At 72.0% G+C, this 12,809-nt stretch carries 13 protein-coding genes; 9 read left to right on the top strand and 4 right to left on the bottom strand.

From position 1 onward, the window contains the following. Positions 1–31: 31 nt before the first annotated feature. On the bottom strand, positions 32–2,140 hold the full coding sequence (gene tkt, locus QWY29_RS12350) for a transketolase (protein ID WP_439117425.1): 2,109 nt from the start codon (positions 2,138–2,140) through the stop codon (positions 32–34). A 163-nt stretch (positions 2,141–2,303) separates the two neighbouring features. On the opposite strand from tkt, the gene QWY29_RS12345 reads away from it, so the two are divergent. Next, on the top strand, positions 2,304–3,260 hold the full coding sequence (locus tag QWY29_RS12345) for a heme o synthase (RefSeq protein WP_300961273.1): 957 nt from the start codon (positions 2,304–2,306) through the stop codon (positions 3,258–3,260). A 187-nt stretch (positions 3,261–3,447) separates the two neighbouring features. On the opposite strand, the gene QWY29_RS12340 is transcribed toward QWY29_RS12345, so the two are convergent. Genes QWY29_RS12340 through QWY29_RS12330 form a run of 3 tightly spaced genes read right to left on the bottom strand, consistent with a single transcriptional unit; the run spans position 3,448 to position 6,115 of the window. Next, a complete protein-coding gene (locus QWY29_RS12340; RefSeq protein ID WP_300961271.1) occupies positions 3,448–4,392 on the bottom strand; it encodes a COX15/CtaA family protein in 945 nt (314 codons plus the stop codon). A gap of 11 nt (positions 4,393–4,403) precedes the next feature. Continuing rightward, positions 4,404–5,180, bottom strand: a complete 777-nt coding sequence (locus QWY29_RS12335) for an ABC transporter permease (protein ID WP_300961269.1) — start codon at positions 5,178–5,180, stop codon at positions 4,404–4,406. Next, positions 5,177–6,115, bottom strand: a complete 939-nt coding sequence (locus QWY29_RS12330) for an ABC transporter ATP-binding protein (protein ID WP_336621845.1) — start codon at positions 6,113–6,115, stop codon at positions 5,177–5,179. The genes QWY29_RS12335 and QWY29_RS12330 overlap by 4 nt, the downstream gene beginning before the upstream one ends. Positions 6,116–6,177: 62 nt before the next feature. Between QWY29_RS12330 and QWY29_RS12325 the strand changes: the two genes are divergently transcribed. Genes QWY29_RS12325 through QWY29_RS12290 form a run of 8 tightly spaced genes read left to right on the top strand, consistent with a single transcriptional unit; the run spans position 6,178 to position 12,809 of the window. Further along, a complete protein-coding gene (locus tag QWY29_RS12325; RefSeq protein WP_300961267.1) occupies positions 6,178–6,540 on the top strand; it encodes a hypothetical protein in 363 nt (120 codons plus the stop codon). Further along, positions 6,533–6,949, top strand: coding sequence for a hypothetical protein (locus QWY29_RS12320; RefSeq protein ID WP_300961265.1), 417 nt, complete (start codon positions 6,533–6,535; stop codon positions 6,947–6,949). Before QWY29_RS12325 ends, QWY29_RS12320 begins: the two co-directional genes overlap by 8 nt. 48 nt (positions 6,950–6,997) lie before the next feature. After that, positions 6,998–7,750 carry a helix-turn-helix transcriptional regulator gene (locus QWY29_RS12315; protein ID WP_300961263.1) on the top strand — a complete coding sequence of 251 codons (753 nt, stop codon included), beginning with the start codon at positions 6,998–7,000 and terminating at the stop codon, positions 7,748–7,750. A 7-nt stretch (positions 7,751–7,757) separates the two neighbouring features. Then, a complete protein-coding gene (gene sufB / locus QWY29_RS12310) occupies positions 7,758–9,176 on the top strand; it encodes a Fe-S cluster assembly protein SufB (protein ID WP_300961260.1) in 1,419 nt (472 codons plus the stop codon). A gap of 51 nt (positions 9,177–9,227) precedes the next feature. Beyond that, entirely contained in the window at positions 9,228–10,448 is a 1,221-nt protein-coding gene (gene sufD, locus QWY29_RS12305; RefSeq protein ID WP_300961258.1) for a Fe-S cluster assembly protein SufD, read from the top strand. Next, the gene (locus QWY29_RS12300; RefSeq protein WP_300961256.1) at positions 10,445–10,792 is read left to right on the top strand and encodes a non-heme iron oxygenase ferredoxin subunit; all 348 of its coding nucleotides are present in this window, start codon (positions 10,445–10,447) and stop codon (positions 10,790–10,792) included. The genes sufD and QWY29_RS12300 overlap by 4 nt, the downstream gene beginning before the upstream one ends. Beyond that, positions 10,789–11,547, top strand: coding sequence for a Fe-S cluster assembly ATPase SufC (gene sufC, locus QWY29_RS12295; RefSeq protein WP_300961254.1), 759 nt, complete (start codon positions 10,789–10,791; stop codon positions 11,545–11,547). Before QWY29_RS12300 ends, sufC begins: the two co-directional genes overlap by 4 nt. Beyond that, complete coding sequence (locus tag QWY29_RS12290) at positions 11,544–12,809, top strand: cysteine desulfurase (RefSeq protein ID WP_300961369.1); 1,266 nt, start codon at positions 11,544–11,546, stop codon at positions 12,807–12,809. The genes sufC and QWY29_RS12290 overlap by 4 nt, the downstream gene beginning before the upstream one ends.

Here is a 12,809-nt window from a genome sequence, read left to right as displayed (position 1 = left end):
CTGTGCCCCGGGTACCCGGGGCGGCCCGGCGTCACTCCGTGGCGACGCGCAGGCTGTCCTTCGCGGCGTCGGCGACGGCGCGGGCGGTGATGCCGTACTCCTCGTAGATGCGGGCGTAGTCGGCCGAGGCGCCGTAGCGGTCGATGGAGACGATCTGGCCGTGGTCGCCGACGTACTCGCGCCAGCCCTGCTTGACGCCGGCCTCGACCGAGACCCGCGCCTTGACCGTCGGCGGCAGCACCGTCTCGCGGTACGCCGTCGACTGGGCCTCGAACCACTCCAGGCAGGGCATCGACACCACGCGGGCGGCGATGCCGTCGGCGGCGAGCAGCTCGCGCGCCTCGACGGCCAGCTGCACCTCCGAGCCGGTGCCCATGAGGATCACGTCGGGGTCGCCGCTCTCGGCGTCGACCAGGACGTAGGCGCCCTTGGCGACGTCGTCGGTGGTGGCCCAGTGCTCACCAGTCTCGGCGTCGGTGCCGCGCGGGAAGACCGGGACGTTCTGGCGGGTCAGCGCCAGCGCGGCCGGGCGGTCGACGTGGCCGAGGATCGCCAGCCACGCGGCGGCGGTCTCGTTGGCGTCGGCCGGGCGGACGACGTCGAGGCCCGGCATCGCGCGCAGCGCCGCCAGGTGCTCGATCGGCTGGTGCGTCGGCCCGTCCTCGCCGAGACCGATCGAGTCGTGGGTCCACACGTAGGTGACCGGCAGCTGGCTGAGCGCCGCCACCCGGACCGAGCCGCGCATGTAGTCGGAGAACGTCAGGAACGTGCCGCCGAAGACGCGGGTCAGCTTGTCGGCGGCGATGCCGTTCATGATCGCGCCCATGCCGTGCTCGCGGATGCCGAAGTGGAGCACGCGGCCCTGGAACGGGTCGCCCGTCCAGTCGCGGGTGCTGCGGCCCTCGGGGATGAACGACGGCGCCGACTCGATGGTGGTGTTGTTGGAGCCCGCGAGGTCGGCCGAGCCGCCCCACAGCTCCGGCAGCACCGGGGCGAGGGCGTTGATGACCTTGCCGGACGCCGACCGGGTGGCCACGCCCTTGGCGTCGGCCTCGAAGGTCGGCAGCACGTCGGCCAGGCCCTCGGGCAGCTCGCGCTGCTTCAGCCGGTGCAGCAGGGCCTCGCGCTCGGGGTTCGCGGCCGCCCACGCGGCGTACTGCTCGTCCCACTCCTTGCCCCAGCCCGACCCGCGGGTGCGGAGCTGGCGGGTGTGCTCGAGGACCTCCGGCGGCACCTGGAAGCGCTGCTCGGGGTCCCAGCCGAGGATCTCCTTGGTGGCCGCGACCTCGTCGTCGCCGAGCGCGCTGCCGTGCGCCTTCTCGGTGCCCTGGGCGTTGGGGGCGGGCCAGGCGATGATCGTGTCGAGGACGATCATCGAGGGCCGGTCGGTGACCTCGCGGGCCGCGGCGATCGCGGCGTGCAGCGCGGGGACGTCCTCGCGGTACTCCTTGCCGCCGTTGGTCCAGTCGACGGTCTGGACGTGCCAGCCGTAGGACTCGTAGCGCTGGGCCACGTCCTCGGTGAACGCGACGTCGGTGTCGCCCTCGATCGAGATCCGGTTGCGGTCGTAGACGACCGTCAGGTTGCCCAGCTGCTGGGTGCCGGCGATCGAGGACGCCTCGCCGCTCACGCCCTCCTGCAGGTCGCCGTCGGAGCACAGCGCGTAGACGTGGTGGTCGAAGAGGCTCTCGCCGTCGGCGGCGTCGGGGTCGAGCAGCCCGTGCGCGCGGCGGGCCGACATCGCCATGCCGACCGCGTTGGCGACGCCCTGGCCCAGCGGGCCGGTGGTCACCTCGACGCCGGCGGTGTGACCGAGCTCGGGGTGGCCGGGGGTCTTGGAGCCCCACGTGCGCAGCGCCTTGATGTCCTCCAGTTCCAGGCCGAAGCCACCGAGGAACAGCTGCGTGTAGAGGGTGATGCTGGAGTGGCCGCACGAGAGCACGAACCGGTCGCGCGAGATCCACGTCGGGTCGGCCGGGTCGTGGCGCATGACCTTCTGGAACAGCAGGTACGCCACGGGCGCGAGGCTCATCGCGGTGCCGGGGTGGCCGTTGCCCACCCGCTGGACCGCGTCCATCGCCAGCACCCGGGCCGTGTCCACCGCCTTGTCGTCGAGGTCGCTCCACTCGAGGTCGGGCACAGTCGTCACGAGGAACCTTTCGGGGTGGGGGTGATCCGGGTCCACGCCCGGCGAGAGACCGCTCACACCGGGCGGCGGTCGGGGCTCGGGCGTTTCCGAGCCTACTGACCCCGGGGGCTAGACTCACACCCGCTCCACGCTCCCGAACACACCCGAGGATCCCGTGACCCACGTCGGCCGGTCGGCCACCGCTCCCGAGCGGCACGAGCCCGGCGAGCCGACCCCCCGGGCGTCGGTGCGCGACGTCGTCGCGGCGTACGTCGGACTCACCAAGCCGCGCGTCATCGAGCTGCTCCTGCTCACCACCGTGCCGGTGATGTTCTTCGCCGACCGGGGCATCCCCGAGCTCGGCCTGGTGCTCGCGACCGTCGTCGGCGGGACGTTCTCGGCCGGCTCGGCCTCCGTGTTCAACTGCGTCTACGACCGCGACATCGACGAGCAGATGCGCCGCACCCGGCGCCGCGCGCTGCCCCGCCACATCGTCTCGCCGACCGCGGCGCTCGTCTTCGGCTTCGTGCTCGCGGCGCTCTCGACCGCGGTGCTGCTGCTGTGGGTGAACCCGCTCTCGGCCGGGCTGTCGCTCGGCGCCAACGCGTTCTACGTCTTCGTCTACACGATGCTGCTCAAGCGCCGCACGACCCAGAACATCGTCTGGGGCGGGCTGGCCGGCTGCTTCCCGGCCCTCATCGGCTGGACCGCGGTGACCGGCGAGCTGTCGTGGGTGCCGGTCGTGCTGTTCATGGTGGTCTTCTTCTGGACCCCGCCGCACACCTGGGCGCTCGCGCTGCGCTACCGCGAGGACTACGCGAACGTCGACGTCCCGATGCTGCCGGTGGTCAAGCCGGCCCGCGAGGTCGGCCGGCAGATCGTCATCTACAGCTGGGTCATGGTCGCGACCTCGCTGCTGCTGTGGCCCGTCGCCGGCACCGGCGCGGCCTACCCGGTCGCGGCCGCCGTCCTCGGCGCCGTCTTCCTGCTCGAGGCGCACCGCATGCACGCCCGGGCCCGCGACACCGAGGACCTCGCCACCATCCAGCCGATGCGGCTCTTCCACTCCTCGAACCTCTACCTCTCGCTCCTCTTCGTCGCGGTCGCCCTCGACCCGCTGCTCACCCGCTGACCTCGTTCCGCTGGTCGAGCAGGGGGGCGCGCCGGCGCCGACCGTCGTCGAGACCCGGTGACGGGCGCGGGGCGTCGGGCACGTCACCGGGTCTCGACGACGCTCGCCAGGGCTCGCTGCTCGACCAGCGGTGAGGGTCTCGGCGACGCTCACCAGGGCTCGCTGCTCGACCAGCGGGTGGGCGCGGTCAGCGGGGGAGCGTGGGCTCCGGGAGGCGCGGGTCGGTGTCCTCGAGGGCGTGGACGAGGCGCTGGCGGGCGGACTGCGGGTGGCGCACGGTCAGCAGGGCCCAGGTGAGGGCGGCGGAGGTGAGGGCGGCGCCGAGCAGGTGGAAGCCGACCAGCACGACGGGCAGGTCGGTGAAGTACTGCACGAAGCCGATCGTGCCCTGGCCCAGCTCGACCCCGAGCAGGACCAGCGCGGCGCGCTGGGCCTGGCGGGGGGCGCCGGTGGCCCGCAGCGCGATCAGGAGGCCGAGGGTCAGGCCGAGCAGCAGGAAGACCGCGTCGGCGTGCAGCTGGCTGACCTGGAGCGGGTCGAGCCCCGTGCGCACGGAGTCCTCGTCGCCCGCGTGCGGGCCGGAGCCGGTGACCACGGTGCCGATGTAGAGCACGGCCCAGCCGGCGGCGAACGTCGCCCACGCGAGCGGGACCAGCCCGCCGCGGGCGGCCGGGCCGACGGGCGCGCCGGCGACCTGCAGGAACCGCACCGAGAGCCCAATGATCGCCAGCGAGCAGAGCAGGTGGAACGAGACGACCCACGGGTTGAGGTCGGTGAGCACGGTGATGCCGCCGATGACGGCCTGCGCGGGGATGCCGAAGGCCAGCAGCGTCGAGAGCTTGAGCAGGTCGCTGCGGCGCGTGCGCCACGCGACGAGGAACGTCGCGACCGCGATCGCCACGAGCACGAAGGTCAGCATCCGGTTGCCGAACTCGATGGCCGCGTGCAGCGTCAGCTCGCCGTGCGGCGTGTAGGACTCCTCGGTGCAGCGCGGCCAGGTCGGGCAGCCGAGGCCCGAGCCGGTCAGGCGCACGGCACCGCCGGTGACGACCAGGACGCAGTTGGCGACGAGGGTCGCCCAGCCCATCGGCCGCACCCAACGGGTGGCGTCCTCCACGGTGAACCGGCCCACGGATCGCATCCTCACTCCCACTTGAACGTCCGAGCGGTCAGCACCGTGCCGACCACCGCCCACCCGAGCAGGGTGAGGAGCGCCACGGGCGCGACGACGCCGTCGACGAGCGCGTCGCGCATGGCGCCGCCGAGGGCGCCCGACGGCAGCCACCGCACGACCTCGCCGAACGAGCCGTACGCCGACGCCGGCAGCACGACGGCGCCGCCGGCCATGAGCAGCAGGTAGACCAGGTTGGCGGCGGCCAGGGTCGCCTCCGCGCGCAGCGACCCGGCGAGGAACAGGCCGAGCGCGGCGAACGCCGCGGTGCCCAGCACCACCGCGAGCAGCACGCCCGCGACGGCCCCAGGGCCACCGGCCGGCTCCCAGCCCATCGCCAGCGCGGCGACGGAGATGACCACGACCTGGAGCGCCTCGACGGCGACGAGCGCGCCGACCTTGCCGGCGAGCAGCCCGGACCGGGGCAGCGGGGAGCTGCCGAGCCGCTTGATGACGCCGTACCGCCGCTCGAAACCGGTGGCGATCGCCAGCGACGTGAACGCGGTCGACATGACCGCCAGGGCGAGGACGCCCGGGGTGAAGACGTCGATGGCGCGGCCGGTGAGGTCGAGGTCGACGCGGTCGGCGCCCTTGACCGCACCGACGAGCACGATGACGGGGATGACGACGGCCAGCAGCAGCTGCTCGCCATTGCGCAGCATCAGCCGCGCCTCCATCGACGCCTGCGCGCGGACCTGGCTCAGCCAGGGCGCGCCGCCGGGGCGCGGGGTCCAGTCGGTGGCGCTCACGGCTGCAGCTCCCGTCCGGTGAGCTCGAGGAAGACGTCCTCGAGCGTGCGCTGGCCGAGCGTCAGCGACTCGGGCAGCACGCCCTGCGCCTCGCACCAGCCGGAGACCTTCGCCAGCGTCGACGCGTCGGCGGGGCCGGTGACCAGCAGGCTGACCTCGTCGAGGAGCGTCACCTCGATGGCCTCGCCGAGCGCGGCGCGCAGCGAGTCGGGCGCGCCGGCCGGGAAGGGGCGGCTCACGACGAGGCGGATCGTCGCGACGGTCCCGCCGCGGGTCAGCTGCACCGGCGAGCCGGAGGCGATCAGGCGGCCGTGGTCGATGATGTGGATCCGATCCGCGAGCCGCTCGGCCTCGTCCATGTAGTGGGTGGTCAGCACCACGGTGACCCCGGCGTCGCGCAGCTCGCCGAGCAGCTCCCAGGTGGTGCGCCGCGACTGCGGGTCCATGCCGGCGGTCGGCTCGTCGACGAAGACGATCTCCGGCCGGCCGACCAGGGCCATCGCCAGGCCGAGCCGCTGCTGCTGGCCACCGGACAGGCGGCGGTAGGGCGTGCGCCCGCACTCGCCGAGCCCGAGGCGCTCGGCCAGCAGGTCGACATCCATCGGGTGCGCGTGGAGGCGGGCGACGTGGCGCAGCATCTCCATCGCGCGCACGCCGCTCCACGCGCCGCTGCCCTGGAGCATCACGCCGATCCGGGGGAGCAGGTCCGCGCGGTCGGCGACCGGGTCCAGCCCGAGGACGCGGACGGTGCCGCGCTGGGGGCGGCGGTAGCCCTCGCAGGTCTCCAGGGTCGTCGTCTTCCCGGCCCCGTTGGGGCCGAGGACGGCGGTGATGGTGCCGCGCTCGACGGTCAGGGAGAGCTCGTCCACGGCGACCTTCTCGCCGTACCGCATCACCAGGCCGTCGACGGCGACTGCTGGGGCGGCGTCGGACACCACCCCAGTCTAGGAAACGTCCGGCGACCGGGGCCGGGCGGGCAGGACCTAGGGTTCGGGTCGTGAACGCGGTGCTCCTCTGGCTCGTGCTGGCCACGTCGGTGGTCGCCATGGTGATGGTCGTCGTCCACCTGGTGCGCGACGAGACGGCCGGCGACCCGACGTTCGCCGCGCTCGCGGTGGCCGAGGTGCTGCTGCTGGTCCAGGCGGTCGTCGGGAGCGTGGCGCTGGCGGGCACCGACCGCGAGATCTCCGGGGTCACCTTCGCCAGCTACCTGTGGTCGATCGTGCTGGTGCTGCCGATCGGCGCGTTCTGGTCGCTGGCCGAGCGGACCCGCGCGGGCACGGCCGTCCTCCTGGTTGCGCTGCTGACCGTCGTCGCCCTCCAGGTGCGCCTGCAGACCCTGTGGACCGCCGGTGCGTGAGCTCTCCAGCGGCCCGGGCCGCGTGCTGGTGGCGGTGTACGCCGTCTTCGCGGTCGCCGCGACCGGTCGCTCGCTGGTGCAGCTGGGCACGCAGGCCGACCGTGCGCCGCTGGCGTACTCCCTCTCGCTCCTCGCGGCGCTGGTCTACCTCGCGGCGACCTCGTGCCTGCTGGTCGGTGGACGCCGGGGCTGGTGGGCGGCGCTCGTCGCGGTGCTGGTGGAGGCCGCCGGCGTGCTGGTCGTCGGCACGCTGTCCTACGTCGCGACCGACCTCTTCCCGGACCGGACGGTCTGGTCCCACTTCGGCCAGGGCTACGGCTTCCTGCCGCTGGTGCTGCCCGTGGCCGGCCTGGCCTGGCTGCGCCGCACCGCACCGGGACGTGCCTCCGCAGGTGCCGCGAGCAGGTAAGGCGAGCCTTCCTTGAAGGCGTCACCGCATTAACGTCACACTGGTGTAGTGGAATTCGAGGAAGCCCGTCCGGGCGGTGACCAGCCGACGCGCCAGCGCGTCGCCCGGTCGATCCTCGACAACGGTCCCTCGACCGCCGCGGCGCTCGCCGAGCGCCTCGCGCTGACGCCCGCCGCCGTTCGCCGGCACCTCGACCAGCTGGTCGAGGAGGGCGCCGTCGAGGCCCGCGAGCCGCGCAGCACCGCGGTGCGCGGGCGCGGTCGTCCGGCGAAGGTGTTCGCGCTGACCTCGGTCGGCCGCGACAGCTTCGACCAGCAGTACGACGACCTCGCCGTGCAGGCGCTGCGGTTCCTGCGCGAGACCGGCGGCGAGAAGGCCGTCCGGGAATTCGCGGGCCGCCGGGTGGCGTTCATCCAGGAGAGGTTCGGCGAGGTTGCCGAGCAGCACCCGGAGCTCAGCCCGGTGGAGGCACTGGCCCGCGTCCTGACCGACGAGGGCTACGCCGCCGCCGTGCGTGACCTGCCGGTGGGGGAGCAGTTGTGCCAGCAGCACTGCCCCGTCAGCCACGTCGCGCACGAGTTCCCCCAGCTGTGCGAGGCCGAGACCGAGGCGTTCGCGTCCGTGCTCGGCAGCCACGTGCAGCGGCTGGCGACCATCGCCCACGGCGACGGGGTGTGCACCACCTGCATCCCCACGGTCGCAGCACCCAGCACGGCGAGCAGCACAGCTGGCAGCACGGCAACCACGACGAGCACCACGACGAGCACGACCCCGAGCACGTCCGTCCAGGAAAGGGAGTAGGTCACCCATGACCTCCATCGAGGAGCTCAACCCCGAGCTCAAGGGCATCGGCCGCTACGAGTTCGGCTGGGCCGACCCGGACACCGCCGGCGCCACCGCCAAGCGCGGTCTGAACGAGGACGTCGTCCGCGACATCTCGTCGAAGAAGAGCGAGCCGCAGTGGATGCTCGACCTGCGCCTGAAGGGCCTGAAGCTCTTCGACCGCAAGCCGATGCCGACCTGGGGCTCCGACCTCGGCGCGATCGACTTCGACAACATCAAGTACTTCGTCCGGTCCAGCGAGAAGCAGGCCGCGACCTGGGACGACCTCCCCGAGGACATCAAGAACACCTACGACAAGCTCGGCATCCCCGAGGCGGAGAAGCAGCGCCTGGTCTCCGGTGTCGCCGCGCAGTACGAGTCCGAGGTCGTCTACCACTCGATCCGCGAGGACCTCGAGGCGCAGGGCGTGCTCTTCCTCGACACCGACACCGCGCTCAAGGAGCAGCCCGAGCTGTTCAAGGAGTACTTCGGCACCGTCATCCCCGTCGGTGACAACAAGTTCTCCGCCCTGAACACCGCGGTGTGGTCGGGCGGCTCGTTCATCTACGTGCCCAAGGGCGTCCACGTCGACATCCCGCTCCAGGCCTACTTCCGGATCAACACCGAGAACATGGGCCAGTTCGAGCGGACGCTGATCATCGCCGACGAGGACTCCTACGTGCACTACGTCGAGGGCTGCACGGCGCCGATCTACTCCTCGGACTCGCTGCACTCCGCGGTCGTCGAGATCATCGTGAAGAAGGGCGCCCGCGTCCGCTACACGACGATCCAGAACTGGTCGAACAACGTCTACAACCTCGTCACCAAGCGCGCGACCTGCGAGGCCGGCGCGACGATGGAGTGGGTCGACGGCAACATCGGCTCCAAGGTGACGATGAAGTACCCGGCCGTCTACCTCATGGGCGAGCACGCCAAGGGCGAGACGCTCTCGATCGCGTTCGCCGGCGAGGGCCAGCACCAGGACGCCGGCGCCAAGATGGTCCACGCCGCTCCGCACACCTCCAGCTCGATCCTGAGCAAGTCGGTGGCCCGCGGCGGTGGCCGGACGTCGTACCGCGGCCTGATCCAGGTCAACGAAGGTGCCTACGGTTCGAAGTCCAACGTGCTGTGCGACGCGCTGCTGGTCGACCAGATCAGCCGCAGCGACACCTACCCCTACGTCGACATCCGCGAGGACGACGTGTCCATGGGTCACGAGGCGAGCGTCTCGAAGGTCTCCGACGACCAGCTCTTCTACCTCATGTCGCGAGGCATGGAGGAGGACGAGGCGATGGCGATGATCGTCCGCGGCTTCGTCGAGCCGATCGCCAAGGAGCTCCCGATGGAGTACGCCCTCGAGCTCAACCGCCTCATCGAGCTGCAGATGGAGGGCGCGGTCGGCTGACCGCCGTCCCCGTCCCTCACCGCCGAACCAAGGAAGACTTTCGTAGTGACCGTGACTGACACCGATCCCGGCACCGGGCTCGACACCGCTCGCGACAGCGTCGCGAGCGCGCTCGAGCAGGGCCGGGTGGAGTCCCACCTCAACCCGCCGCCGTCGTACGACCTCGCCGACCACCCGGTCCCGACCGGGCGCGAGGAGGTCTGGCGCTTCACGCCGCTCAAGCGGCTGCGCGGGATCCTCGACGGCGAGGCGTCCGACAAGCAGCTGCGCCGCGAGGCGACGCTGCCCGAGGGCGTGACGCTGACCGAGATCACCGCCGAGCAGGCGCGCGAGATCGGCGAGCTCGCGCCGAACGACCGCCCGTCCGCGCTGGCCGTCGCCAACGCCGGCGGCGCGGTGCTGCTCGACGTGCCGGCCGACCTGGAGCTCGACAGCACCGAGCCGGTCGTCGTGACGCTGACCGGCGAGGACGCCGAGGACCTGGTCTGGGGCCACGTCGTGGTGCGCCTGGGCCGCTTCTCCAAGGCCACGATCGTGCTGCGACACACCGGCTCGGCCCGGTACGCCGCCACCACGACCGTCGTGGTCGGGGACGGCGCGGAGCTCAACATGGTCTCGCTGCAGGACTGGGCCGACGACGCCGTCCACCTGGGCCGCGACGCGATCCGCGTGGGCCGCGACGCCAGCGTCAAGCACACCTCGGTGAGCTTCGGCGGCGACGTGGTGCGGATGCACGCCAACGTCCAGTACGACGGCCCCGGCGGCGAGGCCGAGCTGCTCGGCCTGTACTTCGCCGACGCCGGCCAGCACCTCGAGCACCGGCTCTTCGCCGACCACAACCAGCCGCGGACGAAGTCCAACGTCGTCTACAAGGGCGCGCTGCAGGGCCAGGGCGCGCGCACGGTCTGGATCGGCAACGTGCTCATCCGCAAGGTCGCGGAGGGCATCGAGACCTACGAGGAGAACCGCAACCTCGTGCTCACCGACGGCTGCCAGGCCGACTCGGTGCCGAACCTGGAGATCGAGACCGGCGAGATCGAGGGCGCGGGCCACGCGTCGGCGACCGCCCGGTTCGACGACGAGCAGCTGTTCTACCTGCGCGCGCGCGGCATATCCGACGCCGAGGCGCGTCGCCTGGTGCTGCACGGGTTCTTCCAGGACCTCATCCGCAAGGTCGGCATCCCCTCGCTGGAGGAGCAGCTGACCGCGACGGTCGAGGCCGAGCTGGCCAAGAACGTGCTCGACGAGCTCGCCCCGGCGGGGGCCTCGTGACCTTCGAGCGGGCCTGCGCGCTGAGCGACGTCCCCACCGACGAGGCGCTGGCCGTCACCGTCGGGGCGTACGACGTCGCGGTCGCCCGCGACGGCGACGACGTCTTCGCGTTGCAGGACCTCTGCTCCCACGCGGCCGTCTCCCTCAGCGAGGGCGAGGTCGCGGACTGCACGGTCGAGTGCTGGCTGCACGGCTCGCGCTTCGACCTGCGCAGCGGCAAGCCCACCGGCCTCCCGGCCACCGAACCCGTCGCGACCTTCCCCGTGGAGGTCCGCGAGGGCCCCGACGGACCGAGCGTCTACGTCGACACCACCACCACCCTGAACGGAGTCACCCCCTCATGAGCGAGCTCGTCATCAAGGACCTGCAGGTGTCCGTGGACACCGAGGACGGTCCCAAGGAGATCCTCAAGGGCGTCACGCTGACCATCGCGTCGGGCGAGACCCACGCGATCATGGGCCCCAACGGGTCCGGCAAGTCGACCCTGGCCTACTCGATCGCGGGCCACCCGAAGTACACGATCACCGGCGGCAGCGTCACCCTCGACGGCGAGGACGTGCTGTCGATGTCGGTCGACGAGCGCGCCCGCGCCGGCCTGTTCCTCGCGATGCAGTACCCCGTCGAGGTCCCCGGCGTCTCGGTCGCGAACTTCCTGCGCACCGCCAAGACCGCCATCGACGGCGAGGCGCCCAAGCTGCGCACCTGGGTCAAGGACGTCAACGGCGCCCTGGACCGGCTCAACCTCGACTCGACCTTCTCCCAGCGCTCGGTCAACGAGGGCTTCTCCGGCGGCGAGAAGAAGCGCCACGAGATCGCCCAGCTCGAGCTGCTCGACCCCAAGGTCGCGATCCTCGACGAGACCGACTCCGGCCTCGACATCGACGCGCTCAAGGTCGTCTCCGAGGGCGTCAACCGCTTCCGCGGCCAGGAGGGCAAGGGCGTCCTGCTCATCACGCACTACACCCGCATCCTGCGCTACATCGAGCCCGACCGCGTCCACGTCTTCGTCGACGGCCGGGTCGCCGAGTCCGGCGGCCCCGAGCTGGCCGACGAGCTCGAGGCCAACGGCTACGACCGGTTCCTGAAGGCCCAGGTCTGATCGTGCTGCCCGGTCTCCTCCCCGAGCTGGAGGTCATCCGCAAGGACTTCCCGATCCTCGAGCGCACGCTCGCGGGCGGGTTGCCGCTGGTATACCTCGACAGCGCGAACACCTCGCAGAAGCCGCAGTGCGTGATCGACGCGATGGTCGACCACCTCGAGCGGCACAACGCGAACGTCGCACGCGCCATGCACCAGCTCGGGGCGGAGTCCTCCGAGGCGTTCGAGAACGCGCGCGACGTCGTCGCGCGGTTCATCGGCGCCCCGAGCCGCGACGAGGTGGTCTTCACCAAGAACGCCTCCGAGGCGCTCAACCTGGTCGCCAACACGCTCGCGTGGGCCACCGGTGACCTGGCGATCGGCGAGGGCGACGAGGTCGTCATCACCGAGATGGAGCACCACTCCAACATCGTGCCGTGGCAGCTGCTCACCGAGCGCAAGGGCGCCACCCTGCGGTGGTTCGGCCTGACCGACGACGGCGAGCTGGACCTCTCCGACATCGACTCCCTGATCACCGAGCGGACCAAGGTCGTCTCGCTGACCTGGGTCTCGAACATGCTCGGCACGATCAACCCGGTCACCGAGATCGCGCGGCGCGCCCACGAGGTCGGCGCGATCGTCGTGGTCGACGCCTCCCAGGCCGCGCCCCAGCTGCCGGTCGACGTCACCGAGGTCGACGCCGACGTGCTGGTCTTCACCGGCCACAAGGTCGTCGGCCCGACCGGCATCGGCGTGCTGTGGGGCAAGCGGTCGCTGCTGGAGCAGCTGCCGCCGTTCCTCGGGGGCGGGGAGATGATCGAGACCGTCCGCATGGAGCGGTCGACGTACGCCGGCATCCCGCACCGCTTCGAGGCCGGCACCCCGCCGATCGTCGAGGCCGTCGGGCTCGGCGCCGCGCTGGAGTACCTCGCGGCCGTCGGCATGGACAACATCCACCGCCACGAGCAGGCGATCACGGCGTACGCCCTGGAGGGGCTTGCCACGATCCCCGGCCTGCGCGTGATGGGCCCGCTCGACGCCACCCGGCGCGGGGGAGCGGTGGCGTTCGAGATGGACGGCGTGCACCCCCACGACATCGCCCAGGTGCTCGACTCCCGCGGCGTCGCCGTGCGCGCAGGCCACCACTGCGCGAAGCCGGCGCACGCGCGCTTCGGCGTGCAGAGCTCGACCCGGATGTCGTCGTACCTCTACACGACCCCCGCGGAGATCGACGCCCTGGTGGAGGGCCTCGAGCACACCCGCGCGTACTTCAAGGTGGGCTGA

It is taken from the genome of Nocardioides abyssi (genome assembly GCF_030412915.1).
GTDB classification, from domain to species: domain Bacteria; phylum Actinomycetota; class Actinomycetes; order Propionibacteriales; family Nocardioidaceae; genus Nocardioides; species Nocardioides abyssi.
This window is presented reverse-complemented; position numbering and strand designations above follow the sequence as displayed.

Bases quoted from the DNA above. Each gene is read 5' to 3' on its own strand.
- sufB (WP_300961260.1), top strand. From the start codon at position 7,758: ATGACCTCCATCGAGGAGCTCAACCCCGAGCTCAAGGGCATCGGCCGC.
- sufC (WP_300961254.1), top strand. From the start codon at position 10,789: ATGAGCGAGCTCGTCATCAAGGACCTGCAGGTGTCCGTGGACACCGAG.